We start from the raw sequence: 25,166 nt of genomic DNA, 5'->3' as shown, positions 1-25,166 counted from the left end.
TTACCCCCCAAATCACTGTCGAATTCCGGCCAGCGTGGTTTGACGGGGCGCCTAAGATCAAAAGCAGAGCAAGAGCAAGAGCAAGAGCGGCTCGCTTCGCATCGTGGTTAGCTGATTGAGTTTTGCGCGATGGGTAACTCGACGCAGAATTTCGCGCCGGCCTCGCCGTTGGTGACGCTCAGGCGCCCACCCATGTTTTCCACAATCCCATAGCTCACCGAGAGCCCCAATCCGGTGCCGACGCCGATTGGCTTGGTGGTAAAGAACGGTTCGAAAATCCGCTCCAACAGGCGCGGGTCGATCCCGCCGGCGTTGTCTTCGACCCAGATACGCACATGGCGGCTGTCGTGCTCGCTGTGCAGGGCAATCCAGGGGCGCAGGGCAGGGTCTTTTTCTCGCCGGCTGAGTAATGCGTCGCGGGCATTGACCATCAGGTTGATCAGCACCTGTTCCAGCTGGTCGACATAGCCTTTGACCTGCACCGAGAAGTCCGCAGGGCTGATGCGCACGTCTACACCTTTGCCGCGCAGGCCTTCGCTGAGCAGGGACAGGGTGCCCTCCAGCGCCTGCGCGGGGTCGAACGGTTGCTGCTCGATTTCCGAGCGGCGGCCGAACACGCGCATATGGTCGACCACCCGTGCCGCGCGTTGCACCTGGGCGTCGATACGCTGCAGTTTTTCCGTGAGGTAGTCGATTTGCACATCGCCATTGCCCAGGCGCTTGAGCACATTGGTGATGGCCATGTGCATCACGTTCAGCGGCTGGTTGATCTCATGGGCCAGGCCGGTGGCCATTTCGCCGAGGGTGGCCATTTTCGCGCTTTGGGTCAGTTGCTGCTGGGAGCGGCGTACTTCGGTGTTGTCGCGGCCCACGGCCTGCACTTCGATCAGGGCGCCTTGTTCATCGAAGACGCCACGGTCCGACCACACCCACCAGGCATGTTCGCGCCCCGGCAGTTGCAGGCTGATTTCCGCGGTGCTCACCGGGAATTCCGGGGTCAGTTGCTGAATGCGTTGCATAAAGGCGGCGCGCTGTTCATCCGACAGCCACTGGCCCAAGTCGATGCCTGGCAATTGGTCGGGCCGGCATTCCAGGTAATTGGCCAGCGGCGTGTTGCCGAAGGTGAGGATCAGATCGGGACGGTAGCGACAGATCATCGCTGGCGAGTCTTCCACCAGGATGCGGTAGCGCTCTTCACTTTGGCGCACCTGCTCGGCGGCCAGGGTCGCCTCGGTGACGTCCAGCCAAAGGCCCACGGCTTCCACCGGCAAGCCGAGGTCGTCGCGCAAAAGCTTGGCTTCGTCGAGCAGCCAGTGGTAGTTGCCTTGCTTGTCGCGCAGGCGGTAGCGGCTGCGCACGTTGCCTTCGCGCAGCAGTTGGCGGGTGCGTTCGAAGTAGCGTTCTCGGTCGTCGGGGTGGATCAGCGCCGCCAGGGTGTCGTGGTTGCAATCGGCCAAGGTCCAGCCCAGCAGCGGCAACAGGCTGGCGCTGAAAAACGCTGGGTGCAGCGCGCCGTTGACGTAGCGCTGCACATAGATGACGGCCGGTGAGCTGGCGATCAGGTTGTCCAGGCGCGCATGGGCGGCGGCGGCTTGCAGTTGCTGGTTCTGAATGTCGCTGATGTCGAGCATGAAGCCGACCCAGCGCCGTTCATTGCCGGCTCCCAGCACTTGGCCTTGTATGCGGTACCACAGGGGCGACTGCTCGGACTCGGTGCGTTGCAGGCGCACGTTGGTCAGCAGTGGCTTGCCCAGGGCTTGCAGGTCTTGCAGGCGGCTGTCGAGGGCCTGACGGTCGGCGGGGTGGATGAGCTCGAGCCAGGTACCGAGGGGTTGGCGGGTGGGGCCGTCGTCCAGGCTCAGGTTGCGCAGCAATTGTGGCGCCAGTTGGATTTCCTGGGTAGCGGGCAACAGTTCCCACCAGCCAGTGCCGAGCAGGCCTTGCAGGGCTTCTACCCGTTCCAGTTGCTGGTGGTGACGCTGTTCGCGCAGACGGCCCAGCAGCGGCGCGGCGAGTGCTGCGCACAGGTTCAGCCAGTCACGCTCGCCGGTGTGGTGTGCCTGGCCGTTATAGAAGCCACACAGCAGCCACGCGGCGGCGCCATGGCTGTCGCGGTACGGCACCAGGAAGCCGTCGGCATTGCCAAATACACTGTGCAGGCGCGGGTTGTCGCTGCGCCCCTGGGCAATGTCCAGGCTCAGTGGCGTGTTGCCGTTGATGCTGTCCAGGCTGGTGCCCAGGTGTTGCCCGGTCTGCCACAAGGCCGGGGCGTCGTGAGCGGCGTAGTGACTGTAGATGCGCCAGCCTTGATCATCTTCGTCGAGCAGTGCCATGGCGACGCAGGGGATGCGCCAACGCTGGGCCACGCTGCGCAGGTGTTCGCTGAACACCTGGGGCAGGCGGTTGAGGCTGCACACGCGCAGCTGTTCGCTCATCAGGGCGGCGAGTTGGTGGTTCTGTTCGCGTTGCTGCACCCGTACTCGGTCGGCCAGCAGGTCAGTGATGTCCAACAGGTGCAGGGCCCAGCCGTCGCCCTCCGGCTCGATCCAGCCGCGGGTATGCAGGACCTGGCCGGCAGCGCCCTGGAAGTCGAGGTCCAGGCCGTGTCGTTGCCACTCCTGCGGCGTGCCCTCGACACTCCGCGCGCTGTCGGCACACAGCAAGGTCTGCAAGGGCGGGTTGGGCGCGTTGGCAAGATGCTGGGCAAGCAAAGGCCTCAAGGTGCCTGAGATGTTCAGCACCCCACCCAGGTTGTCCAGTTGCAGTTGCAGGCCCGGCGCGGGGGTTGCTGGCGCGCCCAAGGCCAGGGCGCTGGTGCGCCCGCGCAGGCGTGCGAACAATTTATCCCCCGTCGTCAAAACTGAAGGCTCGAGGTAGCAGTGAGGTTGGTGGGCAGGTTGGGTACGGTGCCCACCCCGGGCAATACCAGGGCCGGCAAGACCGCTTTGATATTGGCCGAGGGGTAGGTGATCTTCACTGTCAGCAAATTATTGGTGTAGGTGGCGGTGATATAGCCGGGCAAGAATTTCAATGAGCCGGGGATCCAGTTCAATTGGGCCTGGGCGGCATCCTTGGCGCGTTGCACCACCAGGGCCGAATAGCCTGCGGTGCTGGGGTCCAGGGACACACTGCGGCGTACCCCTTCGGCTGCCGCTTGGTGAAATGACTGCATCAACAGCAGCGGCAAGCTGTAGCTGAGCATGCCGTAGAACACTGCAAAGAAAATCACGAAGACCAAGGCAAACTCGATCGCCGCAGCGCCTTTTTGCTTTCTCGGGAGGCTCGATTTCATGACTGCGTCTACCCTGAGTCGAGTACTTGATATCAGCATAGAATCATTCAGCCAAAAGGGATGTTTTTTACGTGATCCAGACGCTAGTGATTGTGCTGTGGTTGGGCGTATGTGCTGTGCAGGATATTCGCCAGCGCCAAATTTCCAATACGCTGACCCTGGGCGTAGGCCTGCTGGCGTTGATCTACCTGCTGTGGGCGGGGTCGACCTGGCTGGGCGCACCCCGCAGCGAGGGCGGCCTGGCCTTGGCTTTAGCACTGGTACTGACCTTGCCGGGCTATGCGTTGGGCCGCTTTGGCGCGGGGGATGTGAAGTTGCTAGCCGCCTTGGGGCTGGCCTCCAATATCGACTACCTGTTGGGGGCGTTGATCGGTGCCGGCATCGTCATGGTGGCCTGGACACTTATGCATCAATGGCTTAGCTCAAATCGCGTTGAGCGGGCAGGGCAAGCGTCAACAAAACAGCCCTTTGCGCCCTTCGTTTTGACAGGTTTTGCCGGCAGCTGGTTTTGGATCCATCAGTCGCACGAGTTGATTAATGCTATGTACATAGTCGGAAAGTACGTCTACGTTTAATGAGTAGTTGTGTAGGAGTTTTCGTCAGAAAGGATAGGTCATCATTTGGCTTGCCAGGCATGGAGTAGCGCGTGAACAAGCTTACGTCTGCAGTAAAAGTGCTCGTTGTCGACGATCAACCATTGATCGTGGAGGAACTCTGTGAATTTCTTGAAAGCAGCGGGTACCGTTGTGTCCCGTGCGAGTCCAGCCAGCAAGCGGTCCAGCGTTTTGGCGAAGACCTTCAGATTGGTTTAGTGCTGTGTGACCTGCATATGCCGGACATGGACGGCATCGAACTGGTCCAGGCGCTGCAACGGATCGCCGGCAAACATCGTGCGTTCGAAGCGATCATGCTCACCGGTCGTGCCGACAAACAGGATGTGATCAAAGCCCTGCGTGCGGGCATCGCCGATTACTACCAGAAGCCGATCAACCTCGATGAATTGCTCGAAGGCCTCAAGCGCCAGGAAGCGGCGTTGGAGGAACGGCAAAAAGACCTGCAGCTGGGCACGCTCAACCAGAAGTTGCAGTACCTGTCCGAATCGATCAATGACTTGTATATGGACTTGGACAAAGTGCGTCGCAACCCGACGCTCCAGGACCATGATGGGGACCCATCGGCCGATGAAGCCGGGCCGTTGGAGATCCCGGCGATTTTCAATCAGCTGTCACCGCGCCAGCTGGATGTGGCTCGCCTGGTGGGCAAGGGCCAGACCAACTATCAGATTGCCTGTGAATTGGGGATTACCGAGAACACGGTGAAGCTGTACGTGTCCCAGGTGCTGCGCCTGACCCATATGCACAACCGCACGCAGTTGGCGCTGGCGTTGTCACCGAGCAACTCGGCGATGCGCCAGCGGGTGACTGCGCACTAAAGGCCCAAGCAAACCTTGCAGGAGCCATCTTTCTGTGGCGAGGGAGCTTGCTCCCGCTCGACAGCGCAGCTGGAGTCGGCTTTTCTTGGGGGCGCTTCGCTCCCCAGCGCAAGCAAGCTTGCTCGCCACAGTAGCTTTACTTGCTTCCACTTTGCGCAGTGCCGCCTATTTTCTGATCAAAGAACTCCGGAATCGGGTGCTTGTTGCTGTCCAGCCAGCGCTTGAGCGCCTGTTCGCGTTCTGCCGGCGTGGTTTTCTGGGGGTTGGCCGAGGCTGCGCGCCCGCTCAGTTGCAGTGCCATCCAGTTTTCCGTTTCGGCCTGCCGGGGTGAAGACGGCCCCGCTTCGATGGCCGAAGCGAGGAGGGGCAGGGCCAGGCATGCAAGGCCGGCGAAGTATTGGAATTTCATCATCGACTCCTTATTTTACAGAGGCCGGCAGCGTATCGCTGACCGCCGCTACCTGATCTTTGACTGGACGCTGCGGTGCCGTGCCAGCGTCCTTGAGGTGTTGCGCCCGTGCCTGGGCTCGGGTCACCTGATCAGGGCTCAACCCGAGTTGGCCGACCACTTTCGCGGCTTGCTCCCAGTTGTCCTGATAGATCAGCAAGGTCACCAGGTTGACCGCCGCCAATTGATCGCTCTGCTTGAGTTCGATGGCGGTCATGAATTCAAAGCGCGCGTCTTCAAGGCGCCGTTGATCGAGGTACACCACGCCGAGGTCGTTGCGGATTTTTTCGTCGGTGGGCGCCAGCCGTGCTGCGCGTTGCAGGTGAGCCATGGCCTGGCCGTTGTCGCCCTTGGCCGACGCCAGTTGCCCCAAGCCGTGCTCACCGTCGGCGGCCAGGCAGGTGCCCAGCAGGCTGCGGTACAACGGCTCGGCGTCGGGACGGCCTAGCAAGCGATAGGCACGGGCCTGGCGCTGACGAACCTGGGGCAGGGCGCTGGGCAGGTTCTGCAGGTTGGCAAGGCTGGCGTGCAGCTTGCCTTCGTTGGCCATGTCATCGGCCAGGTTCAGCGACAGCTCCTGGTCCGAGCTGGGCTTGGGGCAACTGCCCGGCGCCAGCAACCCGGCCCACGGAACCTGGCCGTTGCTGGCACAGCCGCCCAGCATCAGCAGGCTCAAGGCGACGATCAGTGGTTTCATGGCAGGCTCCTCAAAAGTTATTCAAGGCTCGGGAGATGGCGATCATGGCCGGCCCCCCCAGCACGATCAGCAAGGCGGGAAACAGGAACACCATCATCACCACGGACATCTTCGCGGACATCTTCGAGATGTATTCCTGCAGGCGGGTCAGGCGGCGGTCGTCAAGCAACTGCTTGAGGGCCAGCAAGGATTTCATCGCGCCGCCGCCCTGGTGGATCAACTGCTGAAGGATGATGCAGGTGTCGGTGAACTCATCCACGGCCAACAGGCGTGCGGTCTTGCCCAGCTCTTCGGACAGTTCCAGGCCCGAGTCGACCCTTGCCAGGATCAGGCGCAGTTCATGGGTCAGGTCTGGCAGCAAGCGCTGGGCTTCGGTGCCCAACACCCGCAGCGATTGCTCAACTGCCATGCCGGATTCGAACAGGATGCGCAGTAACGGAATGAAGGTGGAGATTTCCCGAGCGATACGCTCCTGGCGGTATTTCGCACTGAGGGCGAGGATGCGTTTGGGCAGCAAGTAACCGATGCCTAGGGCAATCGCCGGGGCAATCCAGGGTGAGCCGGCATGGGGAAACAGCAGCTGTTGGCCGAGCAGGGTCAAGCCCAGCAACACGATGGGCACGCCGATCTGGAAAGCGGCAAACATGGAGCGCTGGTTGGCTTTACGCCAACCGACTCGGTTGAGCAGGGTCTGGGTTTCGTTGTCCAGGCTGACCGAGCGCTGGGCCACGGCGCTGGCGCCCAACTGGCGCATCAGGCTGCCGAGTTTGTCCTCGCGGGTCAGTTGGCCTTGCAGGCGTTGGCTGACCAGGCGTTGTCGGCGCCTTTGCTCTAGCAGGTTGCCGACGATCAAGGCGACGGCGGCGAGCGACAACAGGATGCAAATCAGGATGGCCATCTCAAATACTCCGCAACATGCGCCACATGACGAAGGTGCCCGTGATGTCGAGCGCCACCGCGGCCAGCAGCAGGTGGCGCCCGGTTCCGTCATTCCACATGCTCATCAGGTAGCCCGGGTTGACCATCAGGAAGTAGCCGACCATGACGATAGGCAAACCCGCCAGCACATAGGCGGTCATGCGTGTTTCGCCAGTCATGGCCTTGAGTTGGCGCGCACCCTGTTCGCGCTCGCGGATCATCTTGATCAGGTTTTCCAGCAGCTCGCTGGCGTTGCCGCCGTAGCGGTGGTTGACCTTCAGGCCAAGAGCAAACAGGCGGAATTCATCGCGCTCGTAAAACTCGGCAAAGTCGCTGACCGACTCCGGCAGGCTCACGCCCATTTGCACGTTGCGCTGGATGCGGCTCATGGCCTGCTTGAGCGGCGCTTCGGTGCTGTCGATCGCGCCCAGCACAGCGTCCGCCAGGGTGCGCCCAGACTTGAGGCTGCGCACGCTGTGGTCCAGCAGTTGCGGTAATTGTTCGACCATGCGCTGCACTCGCCGTTGGTAGCGCCAGGCGATATACACCCGCAGCAGCAGCGGCGGCAGGATCAGCATGGCCAACAGTCCCAGCCCGCCGGCCAGCAGATAGCCCAGCAACATGCCCAGCGCCCAGCCGCTCAGCCACAAACCCAGGCGGTCGGTGGGCTTGCCCAGGCCGGCGCGCTGGAACATGCGCTCCAGCGCGACCCAGCTGCCGTTCGGCTCCTGGGGCACCGGCTGGCCGTCGCTGAGCCGCTCCAGCACCCGGTCGGTGCCGGCCTGGCGCAACCCTCGCTGGAACAGCCAGACGGACAGGCTGATCAGCAGGATGCAAATGAGCAGCAAGACAAGTCCGGTCATGAGCCCTCTCTACAACGGCAATGCCGATTCGCGCCGCAGCTTGTCGCCGGCCGGGTTGAGCGCTTCGCGCAGAAAGCCGAAACCGGTACGGCGGTCGAGGCGGAACAGGGTGTTGGTGACATACACGTCGTCGCGCACCCCCACCACTTCCACCACCTCGCTGACGCAACGGCGCCCATCGGGCAGGCGCGTCAGTTGCACCACCACATCCAGTGCGGCACAGATCATCTGCCGCAGGGTTTTCTCCGCCACCATCCGGCCGGTCAGGCCCACCAGGGTTTCCAGGCGCAGCAACGCGTCCTGGGCATTGTTGGCGTGCACGGTGCTCATGGAACCGTCATGGCCGGTGTTCATGGCCGTCATCACGTCGAGCACTTCGACGCCACGGATCTCGCCAAGGATGATGCGGTCCGGGCGCATCCGCAGGGCGTTGCGAATCAGGTCGCTGGCCTTGACCTCGCCATGCCCCTCGGCATTGGGCGGGCGGGTTTCCAGGCGCACCACGTGGGGGTGGCCCAGTTGCAGCTCAGCGACGTCTTCGATGGTGACCAGGCGTTCGTGGGGGTTGATCAATTGGCTGAGGATATTGAGCAGCGTGGTCTTGCCGGTGCCGGTGCCGCCACTGATGAGGATATTGCAGCGCTTGCCCACCGCCTCCTGGAAGAACTCGAAGATGTTGTGGTCGATGGTTTGCATCGCCACCAGGTCGCTGCTCTTGAGCATGTCCTTGCGAAATTTACGGATCGACAGGCACGGGCCGTCCAGGGCAATCGGCGGGATGATCGCATTGACCCGGCTGCCATCCGGCAAGCGCGCATCGACCATCGGCGACGACTCATCCAGGCGCCTTCCAAGGGGCGCGAGAATGCGCTGCATCACGCGTTCTACATGGTGCGCGTCGATAAAGCGCAGGTCGCTCTGGTGGAGTACTCCGTCACGCTCGATAAACACCCTGTGCGGGCCGTTGACCAGGATCTCGGTGATCGACACATCGCGCAGCAGTACTTCCAGCGGGCCGAAGCCGGTCAGCTCATCGACGATTTCCTCGGCCAAGCGCTCCATCTCATAGCGCGAAATCGCCAGGTGCATGCGCGTGATGTATTCGGCCACTTTGTCGATGACAAATTGCGCCAGGGATTGGCGCGAGCCTTCCAGCAGGTTCTGGCCCGACTCTTCGATGGCATCGATGATGTAGCGATGCAGCACCAGTTTCAGGCCGTCGTGGTCGTTGTGCGCGGTACTTCCACGGGCCGGAGCGCCGAAGAGTTTTTCGCCGTTCATCGACTCGCTCCCAGAAGGCGTTCGAACCAGCGCGTCGAAGGTTTATCCAGGCCTTCGGTGCGTTTGGCCAGGCGCTCGCCCAGGTGGCGCAGGGCTTGGGTCAACGCTTCGCGTGGGGCCAGGGTGAACAGGCTTTGCCCCTGGTTCTTGGCGTTCAGGCGCACTTCGGGGCTCAGGGGCAGCACGGCGATGCACTCCAGGCCGAAGCTTTTTTCCAGGGCTTCGGTGCCGGGGGCGCAGCCTTTGACGTAGCGATCGACGAGCAGCTTGGCATGGTCGAGCTTCATGCCTTTTTCGCGCCACAGGTTCAGCATCGCCAGGTTACGCCGACAGTCGAGTACGCACTGGTCGGTGCACCACAACAGCTTGTCGCAGTGGCTGACAAAGGTGCGCAGGGCTTCGCTGTCCGCTTGCCCGGTGAGGTTGACCACGATGTGCTGGAAGTGCTGACGCAAGGCGCTGAGCAGCATGTACAGCTCGGCGGCGCTGGTCATTTCCAACGGGTCATCGCTGGCGGCGTAGGCAAGGATCCGCAGGCCGTCGTCGGTGCTGGTGAACGCGCTGTTGATCAGGGTGGCGTCCAGGCGTCGCAGGTGGCGCAAGGCGTCGCCGAAATTGAAGGTGCTGTCCAGGCCCAGCAGTGCCAGGCTGTCGCCCCTGGGCAGGCCGAGGTCGAGCATCAGCGTCTGCTGGCCGCTCTTTTGCACCACCATCGCCAGGTGGCTCGCCAGCAGGGCGCCATCGGTATTGCCCTGGGCACCGTAGAGCACGGTGAGGCCGCCAAGATGGGCGTTCGGCGCGCTGGGCGGCAAGCGCTTGCTCAGGCGCCGCACCAGCCCGGCCACTTCGCTGGAGCGTGAACCATAGGCGACAAAATCCCGCGCACCGGCACGCATGGCGTTGAGTACCAACTGGTTGTCCATGCCGTCGCCCAAGGCCACCACCGCCAACATCGGCTTGGCTTCCAGGGCGCCTTCGATCAAGGCGCTCTGGGCTACCAGGTGCTCGCGATCCAGGCCCACGAACACCAGGTTGGCGAAGGTCACGTCCACCAGTGCCAGCAATTCATCCAGGCTGCCGCCGCCCACGTTGATCACTTGGCCAAGAGGGGCCAGGGCACCTTGGAGCCATTCCAGGTCGGTGCTGTTACGGGTGATTGCCAGGAAGGTCTGGCTCAGGCTATCGCTCATTGGGAAAGTCCACTGCGACGGTCGAAGTTGCCGTTTTCCAGGAAGAACAGGCGGAACCAGTTCGGGTCATAGGTGCGCAGTTTTTCGCCGGGCAGCGACGGCAACTGCGCATTGGCAGCCAGTGGCTGGACCAGATGCGGCGTGACAATCATCAGCAGTTCTTTCTCTTCGCTCTGGATATTGGAGTCGCGGAAAAACGCACCAAGGATCGGGATATCGCCCAGGCCCGGGAGCTTGGCGATGGTGGAGCGGTTGGTGCTGCTGATCAGGCCGCTGATCACAAAGCTTTCACCGTCGGCCAGTGACACGCTGGTGTCGGTGCGCCGGACGGTCAGGGCCGGCACCTGGATATTCTGGATTCGGATCGCGTTGCTGTAATCCAGCTCGCTGACTTCCGGGGCGACTTTCAGGGCGATGCGGTTGTGGTCGATGACCGTGGGCGTGAGGGTCAGGCGAATACCGAACTCCTTGTATTCGATGGTGATGGTATCGCTGCCGGCACTGGGCACCGGAATCGGCACTTCGCCGCCGGCCAGGAAGGTCGCGCTCTGGCCGCTCATGGCCACCAGGCTCGGGCGCGCCAGGGTATAGGCGAAACCGCTGCTTTCCAGGGCGTTGATCAGTGCCTTGACCCGGCCACCGCCAAACCCGATGTTGAAGTTGTCGGCACTCACCGGCAATTTGAAAATGCCCTCTGACGGGGACAGCAAGTCGGGGCTGCCGAGGAAGAAGTTTTTACCCATGCCCAGGATTTTGGTGCTGGCTTCCTTGAGCTTGGTGCGGCTGACCTCGACAAAACGAATATCGGTCTGCACCTGGCTGGGCAGCGTCGGGTCTTCGGAGGGCGACAGCGATTGGCTGGTCAGCGCCGAAGTAGCCTTGCCCTTGACGAACACCATGCTCTGGCGCGGCGTGGTCGAGCAGCCGGTCCACACCATCAGGCTGGTAGCGCCGCTGCCGACGCCAGTGAGCAGGAAATGGCGGTCGCCGTTGACCCGCACATCGGCAATTTTCGGGTCGCCGATAGCCAGGCGCGTAATCGCTACCGGCGACTGCAGCTCGGTCTGCAAGCCTTCGCCTACCTCGATCACGGCGGGCAATTGGCCCAGGGCGTTGCAGCTGCCCGATGCGCCCATCGCCATGCCCAGGGGCAGGCACGGCAGCATCAAGGCCAAGGCCAATTGAGCGTAGCGTTGGCTCATTCAAGGCATCCTTGTTCAATCAGGGGGTAGGTTGTGCTGCCGCCGCGCCGCGAATCACTTCGATACCCTGACGCTGGCCGGTGACGGCCACCGCGGGGGTGATTTTTTTCGGCGGGCCGCTGAGGGCCAATTGGGTGAATTGGTAGAGGTCGCGGTTGGCGCTTTGCACCTTGTCCGGGGTGTCGCTTTCACCGGCCCAGTAGCGGCTGAGCAATTGTTCGTCGGCACTGCGCACGGCCAGGCGCAGCGTGCCGGCTTGGGAAGCGAGCATCAGCCGACTCAGCAATTGTTCGGGCACCGCCAGCACCACACTGCGCGCGGCGGTGCGACGTTGAGCCGCCTGGGCGCGTTCTTCGGCGGTGGCGGGTGGCGGTACTGCCGGGGTGCCGTCGTTGGCCAAACCCAGTTGGTCGCCGACGCTGAGCAGGCGAATCGCCGGGATGACCACCTGCGCCGATTGCTCGGCATTGGCATTGTCCTGGCGCAAGAACAACAAGACATCCACGTAGTCGCCGGGGCTCAACTGGCCACCGGCACCGATGACCTCGTCGACGGCGACGGCGAGCGCGCGTTCATCCGCACGAATCATGCGGGCCAGGGGGCCGCCGGCGGTGAAGCTTTCATCATTGAGCCAAGTGCCGGCACCCAGGGCCCGCAAAGGCGTACGACCGATGGCCTGGTCAACGCTGGTCAGGCTGCCTGCCGGCACGGTGCGCAGTTTTTCCACGGCTACATCGGCAGCGGTGAGGGGCACAAAAGGCGCAACCGCGTGCACCAGTACCACGACGGGCTGGCGGGTCTGGTCTTCCACGACCGCAACGGTTTTTTCCACGGAAATGACAGGTTGTGGCGAGGGTGCTACGGCAGGTGCCGGTGGACGGCTGAGCACCAGGCCCCAATACCCTGCCACCAGGGCTCCGATAAGCAGCAAGCCAGCCAGGACCATGCTGATGCGACTGTTCATGACGGCGCTCCCTATCCTGTTGCACTACTTTTATTCCCGTTAATCCAAACGAGTTAAATTCGCAACTGGGCTGTGATGAACAACTAACGATTTGGCTATTTGAAGGTAGCTCAGCTAGGACGAAATGCCATTACCGAACGAAAAATTTATCGATGTTTTTAGCATCGGGCCTTTAAACAACGGACTTGCAGGGCGCATGAAGCCACTAATACTTTATGATTAATTCATTCTTACAGTTGTGAGTGTTAAATTTGTTGACAATGCTCTAGTGGCACACGGCAATCATTGTGCGGGCCAGCTGTATCGGCGCTTTGTGGCGCATGAAGGAGATCTCAACATGATCCTTGACCTGTTCTTGAAGTTTTATGTTCACGCTCAGTTATTCCTGCGCCGCAGAGATGGGGCGTCGGCTATTGAATATGTGATTATCGTCGCGATAGTTGCGTTGGTGATCGTCGGTATTGGTACTGGGCTTGGCGATAAGATAAAAGGCATCTTCGAGCAAGTGTCCGATGCGCTGCCAGCGGCGACTTAGCCGTCATTGCGGTATTCTTTCGTTCCGGTGATTCTTTTTATCAGGTACCGCCCATGACCCACCCTTCGTCATCCCGCCAACAAATCCTATTGGTGGACGACGAGGAGGATGCGCTGGTGGAGTTGGCCGAATCCCTCGAAAACGAGGGGTTCGTCTGTTTCACCGCGACCTCCGTCACCTTCGCCTTGCAAGAATTGACACTTCACCCTGATATCGCCCTGGTCATCACCGATCTGCGCATGCCCGAGGAAAGTGGTATCTCCTTGATCAAACGCCTGCGCGAACATACCTCACGCTCGCATTTGCCTGTGATCGTGATGTCTGGTCATGCAGAAATGGACGATGTCAGCGATATGCTGCGCTTGCAGGTGCTGGACTTGTTTCGCAAGCCGATCTACCTGGTGCGCTTGCTCGATACCCTCAACAGCCTGTTTCCCCTCACTAAACCTGACCGGTAATGTTCGCGCGCCATTAAAAAATGTGGGAGCTGGCTTGCCTGCGATGATGGCCGAACAGTCAACGACTAACTGCCTGACACTCCGAAACCCAACTGTGGGAGCGGGCTTGCTCGCGAAGGCGGTATGGCAGACCGAGATATGTACTCATTCCAACCCAATTAAATGGTCGACCCGAAGAGCGCCATCGCAGGCAAGCCAGCTCCCACATTGATTACAGGTGCCCTCGTCACAGCTGATAACTGAAGCTCAGCGTATACCGAGGCCTGCGATTGAAGCTGTCCAGGGCGATATCCGACATTGGCTTGGCCGCTTCCAGCGCGATGTTGTAGTACTTGTTGTCGCCAAAGCGTAAACCTACCGCCGCCGACGACATGTCGTTGGCCTTGACCGGCAGGTCGTTGAACCAGGATTTGGCGCGATCGACCACTACGTAGGGTTGCAGGATTTTCACCCAGTTGCCGGCGCGGTTGAAGCTGTAGTTGACCTCGTACGCCACCCCCCAGCCCTTATCGCCCGAGCCTTGGTCGTCCGGGTAGCCGCGGCCGAAATTTTGCCCCCCGAAGGTGGCGCGTTCGCTGTCGGGCAGGGTGTTGTTGCTCCAGTACAGCGCGCCGGAAAGTACGCCTTGCCAGTTGTCGAAGAACTTGTCGCTTTGCACGCCGGAGAGGCGCAGGCGGAAGAAGTCCAGGTCGGGTTTAGCCACGTCCAGGTCACTGCGGGCCTTGGCGCCCAGACCATCGATGCCCTGGTACAGGCCACCGCTGATGATGCGTAGGCGTCGCGCGTCGGCTTTGCGCCAATCACCTTCGAAGGCCAGGGCGCGCAGGTTGGATTCGATGTCGAAACGCAGCGGGTAACCCACCAGTTTATAGCGCGTAGTCTGGTCGACCGCGTACAGGCGTGTGCCCAGGGTGAAGGACTCGGTCGGGGAGGCAATGAACGGGTGGCTCAGGCCGATGGAGTAGCGGTCGATGGACTGGTGCGGCTTGAGTTCGAAACCACCGTCCAGTTGCACGCTGCTGCTGGGGTCGGCGCGATAGCGCTCGGCGGCGAGCGCCAGTTGGGTGCCTTCGGCATTGATGAATTGGTTGTAGTCCACGCGGTAGTAATGCTCTTTGTCCTCGCCGGGTGGGAACAGGCCGCTGACGCTGAGCTGCTCGCCCATGGACGTCTGGGAATTGCTGGTGGCGCTCAGCAACGCTTGCGTGCCGCCACGGCTTTTCTGCACCAGGCTCATGCTGGTGGTGAAAGGTTTGCGGCTGGCCTGGATCTGCATGTGCGTGGCGCCATCGGTGGTGCCTGGCGGCGGTACTTGCGCTTGTACGCTGAGGCCGGGGATGCGGCTCATCAGCGTGGTATAGCGCTCGAAGGTCTTGCGAGTCAGTGGGCGTTCGGCCAGGAGCTTTTGCGCGAGTTTATCGACGTAGGCCGACACCGAACCAATGTCGCCGGTTTGTTGATAGTCCTTGATGTAGCCTTCCACCAGTACCACGCGGACCAGGCCATTTTCGAAGTTCTGTTGCGGCAGGAAGGCGTAGGACAGCAGGTAGCCATCCTCCTGATAACGGCGGGTGATGCCACGGGTCGCTTCAATCAGTTGCGCAAGGTTGGTTTCACGTCCAATCAACGGCGCATACACCTGCGCCGTCTCGGCGAGCGGGTAGACCGTTCCGCCTTCGATCTGCAACTTTCGAATAGTGACCTTGGTGTCCATCAACAGCGGCTGGCCTGCAGTCGGCGGCGCCTCGGGTACTTGGGTTTTCGACGTGGGTGGTCGGTAGGCGTCCGCGGGCAGGTTGGGTACCGGCAGGGTGCGGACAGTGTCGTTGCTGTTGAGAAAGCTGGGAAGGGTCTCGGCCTGGGCGTAAGCACTGAGGGTGAGCAATAACAACGGGGTCAACACGCGCATAGGACACTCCATGGTCAACTGCAGCAGCGCTTCGGGCCCGCCGGGTTCTGGGACTCGGTTCGGGAGGGCGGCGACTGATCACAGGTGTCGCTGCCCATAAAAAAGACGAGAGACTTATTAAAGGTCTCTCGTCTCAACCAAGCGTAGGCGCTGTAGGGGAGGCCGTCTAATCGGCCAGGTGCATTTCTATTTGCCGGTCAGGCCATTCAACAAACCGCCCAGACCGCCTGTGGCCGTAGTGCCGCCCGTGGTGGTGGCAGTGCCGGTTGCTGTGGCGGTGGTGCCGATATTCAGGCCGCCGAGCAAACCACCGCTGGTGCCGCCAGTCGCGCCGCCGGTTACCAGGCCACCCACCGAGGCGACGGTGCCGCCGACCGCTGTGACGGTGGTGCCTACCGCGTTGGTGATCGGGTTGGCATTGGCTGCCGTCAAGTTAGTGCCCACGCTGCTCACAGCGCCGCCGACTTGAGTCACCAGACCATTGACCGGAGCACCCACCCCGGTAGTGGTGCCGATGGTTTGGGTCAGGTTGGTGACGCCGCTGGTCACAGGGTTGAGCGCTGCGCCGACATTGGCCGCTACGGTGGCGACCGGTGCGGTAGCTGCGGTGTTTGCTACACCTGTGCCACCCAGCGCAGTGCCCAGCGACGCAACGGTGCCGCCGACTGCACCACCGGTCACACCCGCTGCACTGACTGTGCCGTTGGTATTGCCCACGTTCAGGCCGGTACCCACGTTAGCCACCAGGCCACCCACCAGTTCCGGAATGCCGGGAGCCGAGGTGCCACCGGTTGGGGCGACATAACCACCTGATTTATCCAGTGTGCCACCGACGCCAGTGAGTACAGTGCCGACAACGCCGGTGACCGGGTTGCCCGTGCCGCCCGTGCTGGCGACTTGAGTACCCAGGCCAGTGACAGCCGAACCGACTTTATCCAGTACGCCATTGAGTGGAGTGCCCAGGCCGGTTGCGTTACCCAGGTTGCCGGTGGTGTTTTCCACCAGCGACACCACAGGCACCACGACTTTGCTGCCCAAGGTGTTGGTCAACGAACCCAGCGGGCCGGTGGTGCTGGCCGTACTGAGGGTATCGCCGAGCATGGTGACGGTGGTGCCGACTTTATCCACGACGCCACCTACCGCAGTGCCCACTCCGCCTGTCGCGCCGCCGACCACAGGTATTCCGCCGAGAGTGGTTGACAGTGTTTGGCCGGTGGTCGAGAGGCCGCCGCCCAGGTCGGCCACGCCATTACCTACGCCTGCCACCGTGGTGCCCAAGGAGTTGGTGTTGGTGCCCAGTGAGCCCAAGCCGGCGGTTACGCCAGTGCCGATGCTGTTAACGGCGGTGCCTGCCGAGGTGACCAGGCCGCCAGCGGTTGCGCCGACGATGGGTACGCCATTCAACGTCGAACCCAGGTTACCGACCGCTGTACCGACATTGCCCACAGTGGTGCCAAGGGTGCCGGCAATCTGGCCGGTGACCAGTGGGGTGGTTGTCGAACCTGTTCCGCCACCTGTTCCGCCGCCAGTTCCACCGCCAGTACCGCCGCCAGTACCGCCGCCAGTACCGCCGCCGGTGCCGCCGCCGGTGCCGCCGCCGGTGCCGCCGCCAGTACCGCCGCCAGTACCACCGCCAGTGCCGCCGCCGGTGCCGCCGCCGGTGCCGCCGCCAGTACCGCCGCCAGTACCACCGCCAGTGCCGCCGCCGGTGCCGCCGCCGGTGCCGCCGCCAGTACCGCCGCCGGTGCCGCCGCCGGTGCCGCCGCCGGTGCCGCCGCCAGTACCACCGCCCGTGCCACCGCCGGTTCCGCCACCAGTACCGCCGTCACCGCCGCCTGTGCCACCACCGGTTCCACCACCAGTACCGCCGTCACCGCCGCCTGTGCCACCACCGGTACCACCGCCTGTACCGCCATCACCGCCACCAGTACCGCCTCCGGCACCTGCACCAGCATCCGGCGATGACGCCGCCACGCTGGATTTATGCCCGCCACCACCGCTGCTGCAGCCGCCCAGGCTCATTGCCAGAATCAGGGCCAGCGCGGTACTTGCTTTCCAAAACACGACTTGAGTTTTCATGATTGAGTTCCTTGCACCTGGTACAACCTTGGTTGTTTCAAACCTTCGTTACTTCTTCGGATAACGATAGGTTTGTCCGTGTGGCTATCTCAGGCGAGGGCACTCTTTCACGCAACGCTCAACTTGGTATTAACGATTTATATACATCCGGCCATCGTCGGCTTAATGACTAATACCAAAGGTGTAATGGAAGGGTGTTTCAGGATTTTTATATTAGTAAAATCAAAGTGTTGTAAATAAAGACGGACCTCGTAAGGTCCGCTATAACTTAGGGTGTATATATACAATTAATCAGGGTTTTCAGGCAGTCGGCTGCCACTGCCCCAGCATATGTTGTATATCCCCAGCGCCTTTGAGTTCCAACGCCCCGCTGGAACCGGCCGCGCTGCTCATCAATATCACTTCACTGGGCAGGCGCACCGGCTTCATGAACGCGACGTCGATTTCAATATTGGCGGCCGGTAAGTGTTCTGCCAGCGCCGCGAGAGTGCGCGCCTTGTTCCATAACCCGTGGGCGATAGCCTGGGGAAAACCGAACAACTTCGCGGTCGGGGTACTGAGGTGGATGGGGTTGTAGTCGCCAGACACTCGGGCGTAGCGTCGGCCAATATCAGGGGGGGCTTTCCAGCGCGTCAGTTCGGTGAGCGTTCCTGGAGTCTGCGATCCGCTGTCCGCAGCTTCGCCTTCAACCTTTACGCCCCGACATAGCATTTGGCTTTCGCCCTCCCACAAGAGCCCAAGGGCATCCTCGACAACCGTCACGATGTCAAAGGTGGCCCCCTTGGGATGGGTGCTGAGATTGCGTGCGTAGACACCGACACTCACGTCACCGACTCCACCTAAAGGCCGATGAATCCGGATGCGATTGCGCAGGTGGATCAACCCCAGCAGCGGAAATGGAAAAGTCTTGTCCGTCAGCAGTTGCAGTTGCAGGCCGAACGCGAGGATATGCGGATAAGTCGCCGGCAGCATCGGGCTGTCAGCAAAACCGCACACCTTGCGGTACGCGGCAACGGCGCTGGGGTTGACATTCATCCTGCAGCGCAACCCACGCTCGGGCAGTGAGCTGCCGGTGATCTTGCGCTTGAGCGCCGCACGCCAATACAGCGGCAGTAGAGGTGGGGTGCTGTCCAACGTTTGCCATTGCATGCTTACGCTCCCAGAAGACTTTGCCCGCACACCCGCAGCGCTTGGCCGCTGACCGCACCGGAACCCGGCTGGCTCAGCCAGGCGACGGCTTCGGCCACGTCCTGGGGCAAGCCACCTTGGCCCAGGGAACTCATGCGGCGCCCGGCCTCGCGCAGGGCGAAGGGAATATGCGCGGTCATCTGGGTTTCGATAAACCCTGGCGCGACGGCGTTGATGCTGATCCCACGCTCCTTCAACAGCGGCGCCCAGGCTTGAGCCAGGCCGATCAACCCGGCCTTGCTTGTGGCATAGTTGGTTTGCCCACGATTGCCGGCGATGCCACTGATGGAAGCCAGCAACACCACCCGTGCATTGTCCTGCAGGGTGCCGCTGTCGAGCAGGGCCTTGGTCAGCACTTGCGGAGCCTTGAGGTTGACCGCCAGCACTGCGTCCCAGTATTCCGGGGTCATGTTGGCCAGGGTTTTGTCGCGGGTGATGCCAGCGTTGTGCACCAGGATGTCGAGCCCGTCTGGCAGGTGCTCGATCAGTTGGCGTGCGGCATCTTCGGCGCAGATATCCAGGGCCACCGTGCGTGCATTCAGGCGTGCGGCCAGGGCTTCAAGGTCGGCCTTGGCCTGGGGCACATCGAGCAGAATGACCTCGGCGCCGTCGCGGGCCAGGGTTTCGGCGATGGAGGCACCGATGCCTCGAGCGGCGCCGGTCACCAACGCCTTGCGCCCGGCCAAGGGGCGCGTCCAGTCTTGCACCGGTGTGTCGCAAGCTGACAGGCGAATCACCTGGCCCGATATATAAGCGCTTTTGGGCGAGAGGAAAAACCGCAGCGCGCCTTCCAACTGGTCTTCGGCACCGTCGCCCACGTACAGCAATTGCAGCACGCCACCGCTGCGCAACTCCTTGGCCAAAGAGCGGCTGAACCCTTCCAGAGCGCGCTGGGCGCTGGCGGCGAACGGATCGCTGAGGCTTTCCGGCGCCCGGCCAAGGATCACCAAGTGGGCACTGTGGTCGAGGTTTTTAAGCAGTGGTTGGAAGAATTCGCGCAGCTGCTTGAGCTGGTCGGTGTGCTGCAAACCGCTGGCATCGAACACCACCGCCTTGAGCTTGGGGCCGTGTCCTGGAATCCACGCGGGCGCTGTCGAGGCTTCGGCGCCGTAGCTGTAGACGGCGTCGGTGAGTCGGTTGGCAAATGCCAGCACCTGGGTAGCCAATGCGCCACCGCCCAGCAGCAGCGCACCTTCGACCGGGCGCAGGCGCCCGGCTTGCCAGCGTTCCAGGCGTACCGGTGACGGCAGGCCAATGGCGGCGACCAGGCGATGGCCGAGGCTTGAGTTGGCGAAGTCGATATAACGGTCAGACATGGAACGCTCTCCGAAGGCTGGGGTTCAAAGGTTGACCACCCTGGGGTGGCAGTCGTTCGATTGAGCCTAGGCTAGGCTTGATGATTCCACCCACCACCACGAGGGAGCTTTCCATGACTCAATTGCGCCGTGTAGCGATCATTGGCGGTAATCGCATTCCTTTCGCCCGATCCAATGGCCCCTACGCCACGGCGAGCAACCAGGCGATGCTGACTGCCGCGCTGGAGGGCCTGATCGAGCGCTACAACCTGCACGGCCTGCGCATGGGCGAAGTGGCCGCCGGCGCGGTGCTCAAGCATTCCCGTGATTTCAACCTGACGCGTGAATGCGTGCTCGGTTCGCGCCTGTCACCGCAAACCCCTGCGTACGACATTCAGCAAGCTTGCGGCACGGGGCTTGAGGCGGCGCTGCTGGTGGCCAATAAAATTGCCCTGGGCCAGATCGAATGCGGCATTGCCGGCGGGGTGGACACCACCTCGGATGCACCGATTGGTGTGAATGAAGGGCTGCGCAAGATCCTGCTGCAAGCCAACCGCAGCAAATCCCTGGCAGATAAATTAAAACTCCTGTTACAACTTCGTCCTCATCACCTCAAGCCGGAACTGCCGCGCAACGGCGAACCGCGTACCGGTCTGTCCATGGGCCAGCACTGCGAACTGATGGCCCAGACCTGGCAGATCCCTCGTGCCGAGCAGGACCAGCTTGCGCTGGAGAGCCACCAGAAGATGGCGGCGGCCTACGCCGAAGGCTGGCACAACGATTTGCTCACGCCCTTTCTCGGCCTCACCCGCGACAACAACCTGCGCCCCGACCTGACCCTGGAAAAACTCGCCAGCCTCAAGCCGGCCTTCGAGCGCAGCGAAAAGGGCACGCTCACCGCCGGTAACTCCACACCGCTGACCGATGGTGCCTCCCTGGTATTGCTGGGCAGTGAGGCATGGGCCAAGGAGCGCGGCTTGCCGATCCTGGCTTACTTGCGCGATGGCGAAGCGGCGGCGGTGGATTTCGTCCAAGGCGCCGAGGGCCTGCTGATGGCGCCGGTGTATGCGGTACCGCGTTTGCTGGCGCGCAACGGCCTGACGTTGCAGGACTTTGATTATTACGAGATCCACGAAGCTTTCGCCGCCCAAGTGCTGTGCACGCTCAAGGCCTGGGAAGACGCCGACTATTGCAAGACCCGCCTGGGCCTGGACGCGCCGCTGGGGTCGATCGACCGCAGCCGCCTCAACGTAAAGGGCAGTTCCCTGGCGGCGGGCCATCCGTTTGCCGCCACCGGTGGGCGTATCGTCGCCAGCTTGGCTAAATTATTGGATGCAGCGGGCAAGGGCCGTGGGTTGATTTCCATCTGTGCAGCCGGTGGCCAAGGCGTGACGGCGATTATCGAACGCTGATTGCCGACAAAATTGGCCCATTGAATGCATTCTCAAGGGGTCAGAGGTCAGTAGCCTCTCCCCCCGGCGAGCCGATTGCCGTATAACGAGTTCCACACGCGTGTTTGGTAATACAGGACCCACAATAAAAGCTGATGAAGACTCCTAAACGCATTGAACCCCTGATCGAAGACGGTCTGGTCGACGAAGTGCTGCGCCCTCTGATGAGTGGTAAAGAAGCAGCTGTTTATGTGGTGCGCTGCGGCAATGAATTGCGTTGCGCCAAGGTTTACAAGGAGGCGAATAAACGAAGTTTTCGTCAGGCATCCGAATACCAGGAAGGCCGTAAGGTCCGTAACAGCCGCCAGGCGCGAGCCATGGCCAAGGGCTCCAAGTTCGGCAAGAAAGAAACCGAAGATGCCTGGCAGAACGCGGAAGTGGCGGCGCTGTTTCGCCTGGCCGGTGCGGGCGTTCGTGTGCCCCAGCCGTTCGACTTTCTCGAAGGCGTGCTGTTGATGGAACTGGTGGCCGACGAATACGGCGATGCGGCGCCGCGTCTGAATGACGTAGTGCTGGAGCCGGACCAGGCGCGCGAATACCACGCTTTCCTGATCTCCCAGATCGTGCTGATGCTGTGCACCGGCCTGGTGCACGGTGACCTTTCCGAGTTCAACGTACTGCTCACGCCTACGGGCCCGGTGATCATCGACCTGCCCCAGGCGGTGGATGCGGCGGGTAACAACCACGCGTTCAGCATGCTGGAGCGCGACGTTGGCAACATGGCTTCCTACTTCGGGCGTTTTGCCCCGGAGTTGAAGAAAACCAAGTACGCCAAGGAAATGTGGGCGCTGTATGAAGCCGGCACCTTGCACCCGGCCAGTGTATTGACCGGTGAGTTCGACGAACCGGAAGAACTGGCGGATGTGGGCGGTGTGATCCGCGAAATCGAAGCGGCGCGGCTGGATGAAGAGCGTCGCCAGGCGATTCGCGCGGCGGATGATGCGCCACCAAGCAAAGTGCCGGACGAGCCACCGCCGCCGCCTTGGATGCAGTAACTCACAGCGACGCTGATCGTTCCCACGCTCTGCGTGGGAATGCATCCCTGGACGCTCTGCGTCCTAAAGCGTGACGCGGAGCGTCGAAAGCGGCATTCCCTCGCGGAGCGTGGGAACGATCATTGCGTGCTGTCTGTCAGGCGCAGCAGTTGCCCGCTGCCAACTCCTTGAGGATCGGGCAATCGGGCCGGTGATCGCCCTGGCAGTGCTCCATCAGGTCCTGCAAGGTATCGCGCAGTTGCCCCAGCTCGCGAATCTTGTGGTTCAGCTCGTCGATGTGCTGGCGCGCCAGGGCTTTTACGTCGGCGCTGGCCCGCTGGCGGTCCTCCCACAGGGTCAGCAACTTGCCGACTTCTTCCAGTGAAAACCCCAGGTCTCGCGAGCGCTTGATGAACGTCAGGGTGTGCAGGTCGTCGTGGCCGTACACCCGGTAGCCGCTGTCGGTGCGGTGGGCGGTTTTCAGCAGGCCAATGGATTCGTAGTAGCGAATCATCTTCGCGCTTAGCCCGCTGGTGCGGGCGGCTTGGCCGATGTTCATGGGCGTTGATCCTCCAATTCCTTGGGTTTCCAGGTTTTCAACAACAGGGCGTTACTCACCACGCTGACGCTGGACAAGGCCATGGCGGCGCCAGCCAGTACCGGGTTGAGCAGGCCGAAGGCGGCCAGGGGAATGCCGATCAAGTTATACACAAAGGCCCAGAACAGATTCTGTCGAATTTTCGCGTAGGTCTTGCGGCTGATCTCCAGGGCGGCCGGCACCAGGCGCGGGTCGCCACGCATCAAGGTGATACCGGCGGCGTGCATGGCCACGTCGGTGCCGCCGCCCATGGCGATGCCGATATCGGCAGCGGCCAGGGCTGGTGCATCGTTGATACCGTCGCCGACCATGGCCACCACGCCGGTTTTTTTCAGCTCGGCCACGGCAGCGGCTTTATAGGCGGGCAGTACCTCGGCATGCACATCGTCGATGCCCAGGGCCTCGGCCACCACCCGTGCACTGCCGTGGTTATCGCCGGTGATCAGGTGGCTGCTGATGTGCTGCGCCTTGAGTTGTTGCACGGCTTGCAACGCGCCGGGCTTGAGCGTGTCGCCAAAGGCAAACAGCCCCAGCACACGAGGTTGCGCGCCTTGTTCGATCAGCCAGGACAAGGTGCGGCCTTCGGCTTCCCATTCCTTGGCACGCGGGCCTAAATCGCCTGCGTCCAGGCCGGTCTCTTCCAGCAAGCGGCGATTACCCAGCGCCAATGGCCGACCGTCGAGCGTACCGGCAATGCCGCGCCCGGTCAGGGATTGGCTGGCGCTCACATCGGCCACGTCCAAGCCTCTTTCGCGGCAAGCATCCAGCACGGCTTTGGCCAGTGGGTGCTCACTGCCGCGTTGCAGGGCGCCGGCCTGTTGCAACAATAGGGCTTCGTCACCATCCACGGCCGCCAAATGCGCAATGTTGGGCGCGCCTGAGGTGAGGGTGCCGGTTTTGTCGAACACCACGGCGCTCACGGCATGGGCGCGCTCCAGGGCTTCGGCGTCCTTGATCAGGATGCCATGGCGTGCGGCGACGCCAGTGCCGGCCATGATCGCGGTCGGTGTGGCCAGGCCCAGGGCACAAGGGCAGGCGATCACCAATACGGCCACCGCATTGATGATGGCGGTTTCCAGGGATGCGCCATACAGCCACCAGCCCACTACGGTAATCAGCGCCAATACCAGCACGGCCGGCACGAACACCTGGCTGACTTTATCCACCAGTTTCTGAATCGGCGCCTTGGCGGCCTGGGCGTCTTCAACCAGGCGGATGATGCGCGCCAGCACGCTTTCCGCGCCCAGGGCCAGGGTGCGCACCAGCAGGCGGCCTTCACCGTTGATGGCGCCACCGGTGACCGCGTCGCCGGGTTGTTTGGGTACCGGCAGGCTTTCGCCGCTGATCAGGGCTTCATCGGCATGGCTCTGGCCTTCCACCACCTCACCGTCCACCGGGAAGCGTTCGCCGGGTTTGACCAGCACCAGGTCGCCGTGCTTCAACGCACTGATGGCGACGTCTTCTTCGCGGCCGTCCTGCACGCGAATCGCCCGCTCCGGCCGCAAGGCTTCAAGGGCGCGGATGGCGCTGGCGGTCTGGCGCTTGGCGCGGCTTTCCAGGTATTTGCCCAGCAGCACCAGGGCGATCACCACCGCCGAGGCTTCGAAGTACAGGTGCGGCGTCACGCCTGGGGCGGCGGTGAGCCATTCATAGATACTCAAGCCGTAGCCGGCACTGGTACCGATCGCCACCAGCAGGTCCATATTGCCGGCGCCGGCGCGCACGGCTTTCCACGCGGCGACATAGAAGCGCGCACCCAGGATGAATTGCACCGGCGTGGCCAGGGCAAACTGTATCCAGGCGGGGAGCATCCAGTGCAGGCCGAAGGGTTCTACCAGCATCGGCAGCACCAAGGGCAGCGCCAGCAGAATGCCCGCCACCAGCGACCAGCGCTCGCGGCGTAGGCGCCGGGCTTGATCGGCGTCGGTGGCGGTTTCGCTTTGGGGCAGGGTGGCGGTGTAGCCGGCTTTGTCGACAGCGGCGATCAGCACGCTGGGGTCCATCTGGCCCTGTACTTCGATGTGCGCGCGCTCATTGGCCAGGTTGACGCTGACACGTTGCACGCCAGGCACTTTGCCCAGCGCGCGTTCGACCCGCCCGGCACAGCTGGCACAGGTCATGCCGCCGATGGGCAGGTCAAAGGTGGTGGATCCATTCATGGGGCAGTCCTCCAGAAGAAGTTGCCACTAGGATCAACCTTAACCTGTGGGGAAGGTCAAGCCCGATCGTTCCCACGCTCTGCGCCGATCGTTCCCACGCTCTGCGCCGATCGTTCCCACGCTCTGCGTGGGAATGCAGCCCGTGACGCTCCGCGTCACCCTGGCGTTGAAGCAGTGCCTTGTACTCTGGACGCAGCGCGTCCGATGAGGCGTTCTCACGCAGAGCGTAAGAA

23 protein-coding genes are annotated in these 25,166 nt (G+C 62.3%); 6 read left to right on the top strand and 17 right to left on the bottom strand.

What is annotated here, in order from left to right; translation table 11 throughout:
• Positions 1 to 107: 107 nt before the first annotated feature.
• Together HU730_RS10130 and HU730_RS10125 are read right to left on the bottom strand one after the other, a co-directional pair.
• Positions 108 to 2,858, bottom strand: coding sequence for a PAS domain-containing sensor histidine kinase (locus HU730_RS10130; protein ID WP_106117955.1), 2,751 nt, complete (start codon positions 2,856 to 2,858; stop codon positions 108 to 110).
• On the bottom strand, positions 2,855 to 3,292 hold the full coding sequence (locus tag HU730_RS10125; protein ID WP_003188217.1) for a TadE family protein: 438 nt from the start codon (positions 3,290 to 3,292) through the stop codon (positions 2,855 to 2,857). The genes HU730_RS10130 and HU730_RS10125 overlap by 4 nt, the downstream gene beginning before the upstream one ends.
• Positions 3,293 to 3,363: 71 nt before the next feature.
• Between HU730_RS10125 and HU730_RS10120 the strand changes: the two genes are divergently transcribed.
• Both HU730_RS10120 and HU730_RS10115 read left to right on the top strand, forming a co-directional pair.
• Positions 3,364 to 3,867 (top strand): prepilin peptidase, encoded by a 504-nt coding sequence (locus HU730_RS10120; protein WP_054896406.1) that lies wholly within the window; start codon positions 3,364 to 3,366, stop codon positions 3,865 to 3,867.
• Between the two features lie 71 nt (positions 3,868 to 3,938).
• Positions 3,939 to 4,724, top strand: a complete 786-nt coding sequence (locus HU730_RS10115; RefSeq protein ID WP_034125881.1) for a response regulator transcription factor — start codon at positions 3,939 to 3,941, stop codon at positions 4,722 to 4,724.
• A gap of 136 nt (positions 4,725 to 4,860) precedes the next feature.
• Here the strand turns inward: HU730_RS10115 and HU730_RS10110 are convergent, their stop codons facing one another.
• The 8 genes from HU730_RS10110 to cpaB are packed head-to-tail and all read right to left on the bottom strand — an operon-like array spanning position 4,861 to position 12,287.
• A complete protein-coding gene (locus tag HU730_RS10110; protein ID WP_060764614.1) occupies positions 4,861 to 5,133 on the bottom strand; it encodes a DUF3613 domain-containing protein in 273 nt (90 codons plus the stop codon).
• A 10-nt stretch (positions 5,134 to 5,143) separates the two neighbouring features.
• A complete protein-coding gene (locus HU730_RS10105; RefSeq protein WP_034125883.1) occupies positions 5,144 to 5,869 on the bottom strand; it encodes a tetratricopeptide repeat protein in 726 nt (241 codons plus the stop codon).
• A 10-nt stretch (positions 5,870 to 5,879) separates the two neighbouring features.
• Positions 5,880 to 6,767, bottom strand: coding sequence for a type II secretion system F family protein (locus HU730_RS10100; protein ID WP_106117953.1), 888 nt, complete (start codon positions 6,765 to 6,767; stop codon positions 5,880 to 5,882).
• A gap of 1 nt (position 6,768) precedes the next feature.
• The gene (locus HU730_RS10095) at positions 6,769 to 7,650 is read right to left on the bottom strand and encodes a type II secretion system F family protein (RefSeq protein WP_034125885.1); all 882 of its coding nucleotides are present in this window, start codon (positions 7,648 to 7,650) and stop codon (positions 6,769 to 6,771) included.
• A gap of 9 nt (positions 7,651 to 7,659) precedes the next feature.
• Positions 7,660 to 8,931, bottom strand: a complete 1,272-nt coding sequence (locus HU730_RS10090) for a CpaF family protein (protein WP_186527436.1) — start codon at positions 8,929 to 8,931, stop codon at positions 7,660 to 7,662.
• A complete protein-coding gene (locus HU730_RS10085; protein ID WP_034125887.1) occupies positions 8,928 to 10,121 on the bottom strand; it encodes a pilus assembly protein in 1,194 nt (397 codons plus the stop codon). Before HU730_RS10085 ends, HU730_RS10090 begins: the two co-directional genes overlap by 4 nt.
• Positions 10,118 to 11,323 (bottom strand): type II and III secretion system protein family protein, encoded by a 1,206-nt coding sequence (locus HU730_RS10080; protein ID WP_034125888.1) that lies wholly within the window; start codon positions 11,321 to 11,323, stop codon positions 10,118 to 10,120. Before HU730_RS10080 ends, HU730_RS10085 begins: the two co-directional genes overlap by 4 nt.
• 19 nt (positions 11,324 to 11,342) lie before the next feature.
• A complete protein-coding gene (cpaB, locus tag HU730_RS10075; protein ID WP_106117952.1) occupies positions 11,343 to 12,287 on the bottom strand; it encodes a Flp pilus assembly protein CpaB in 945 nt (314 codons plus the stop codon).
• A gap of 337 nt (positions 12,288 to 12,624) precedes the next feature.
• On the opposite strand from cpaB, the gene HU730_RS10070 reads away from it, so the two are divergent.
• Together HU730_RS10070 and HU730_RS10065 are read left to right on the top strand one after the other, a co-directional pair.
• The gene (locus HU730_RS10070) at positions 12,625 to 12,822 is read left to right on the top strand and encodes a Flp family type IVb pilin (RefSeq protein ID WP_034125890.1); all 198 of its coding nucleotides are present in this window, start codon (positions 12,625 to 12,627) and stop codon (positions 12,820 to 12,822) included.
• Between the two features lie 53 nt (positions 12,823 to 12,875).
• Positions 12,876 to 13,280 (top strand): response regulator, encoded by a 405-nt coding sequence (locus HU730_RS10065; protein ID WP_057977745.1) that lies wholly within the window; start codon positions 12,876 to 12,878, stop codon positions 13,278 to 13,280.
• Between the two features lie 226 nt (positions 13,281 to 13,506).
• Here the strand turns inward: HU730_RS10065 and HU730_RS10060 are convergent, their stop codons facing one another.
• From HU730_RS10060 to HU730_RS10045, 5 genes are all read right to left on the bottom strand, one after another.
• Complete coding sequence (locus HU730_RS10060; RefSeq protein ID WP_034125892.1) at positions 13,507 to 15,189, bottom strand: POTRA domain-containing protein; 1,683 nt, start codon at positions 15,187 to 15,189, stop codon at positions 13,507 to 13,509.
• 186 nt (positions 15,190 to 15,375) lie between these two features.
• Entirely contained in the window at positions 15,376 to 16,635 is a 1,260-nt protein-coding gene (locus HU730_RS26905; protein WP_081095849.1) for a collagen-like triple helix repeat-containing protein, read from the bottom strand.
• The gene (locus tag HU730_RS26900; protein ID WP_275959750.1) at positions 16,590 to 17,144 is read right to left on the bottom strand and encodes a hypothetical protein; all 555 of its coding nucleotides are present in this window, start codon (positions 17,142 to 17,144) and stop codon (positions 16,590 to 16,592) included. Before HU730_RS26900 ends, HU730_RS26905 begins: the two co-directional genes overlap by 46 nt.
• Before the next feature lie 424 nt (positions 17,145 to 17,568).
• A complete protein-coding gene (locus HU730_RS10050; protein WP_060764618.1) occupies positions 17,569 to 18,417 on the bottom strand; it encodes a MaoC/PaaZ C-terminal domain-containing protein in 849 nt (282 codons plus the stop codon).
• A 2-nt stretch (positions 18,418 to 18,419) separates the two neighbouring features.
• Positions 18,420 to 19,772 carry a 3-oxoacyl-ACP reductase gene (locus HU730_RS10045; protein WP_186527438.1) on the bottom strand — a complete coding sequence of 451 codons (1,353 nt, stop codon included), beginning with the start codon at positions 19,770 to 19,772 and terminating at the stop codon, positions 18,420 to 18,422.
• Between the two features lie 113 nt (positions 19,773 to 19,885).
• Here HU730_RS10045 and HU730_RS10040 point away from each other — a divergent pair, with 113 nt between their 5' ends.
• Together HU730_RS10040 and HU730_RS10035 are read left to right on the top strand one after the other, a co-directional pair.
• Positions 19,886 to 21,163 carry an acetyl-CoA C-acetyltransferase gene (locus tag HU730_RS10040; protein WP_034125895.1) on the top strand — a complete coding sequence of 426 codons (1,278 nt, stop codon included), beginning with the start codon at positions 19,886 to 19,888 and terminating at the stop codon, positions 21,161 to 21,163.
• 134 nt (positions 21,164 to 21,297) lie between these two features.
• Positions 21,298 to 22,197: a PA4780 family RIO1-like protein kinase gene (locus tag HU730_RS10035; protein ID WP_014716761.1), complete on the top strand. Its 900-nt coding sequence runs from the start codon at positions 21,298 to 21,300 to the stop codon at positions 22,195 to 22,197.
• 136 nt (positions 22,198 to 22,333) lie between these two features.
• Here the strand turns inward: HU730_RS10035 and cueR are convergent, their stop codons facing one another.
• Positions 22,334 to 22,735, bottom strand: a complete 402-nt coding sequence (cueR, locus tag HU730_RS10030; protein WP_003188242.1) for a Cu(I)-responsive transcriptional regulator — start codon at positions 22,733 to 22,735, stop codon at positions 22,334 to 22,336.
• Positions 22,732 to 24,933 (bottom strand): heavy metal translocating P-type ATPase, encoded by a 2,202-nt coding sequence (locus tag HU730_RS10025; protein ID WP_186527439.1) that lies wholly within the window; start codon positions 24,931 to 24,933, stop codon positions 22,732 to 22,734. Before HU730_RS10025 ends, cueR begins: the two co-directional genes overlap by 4 nt.
• Positions 24,934 to 25,166 lie beyond the last annotated feature (233 nt).

The organism is Pseudomonas sp. SWRI22 (genome assembly GCF_014268395.2).
Classification (GTDB): Bacteria; Pseudomonadota; Gammaproteobacteria; order Pseudomonadales; family Pseudomonadaceae; genus Aquipseudomonas; species Aquipseudomonas paracarnis.
This window is presented reverse-complemented; position numbering and strand designations above follow the sequence as displayed.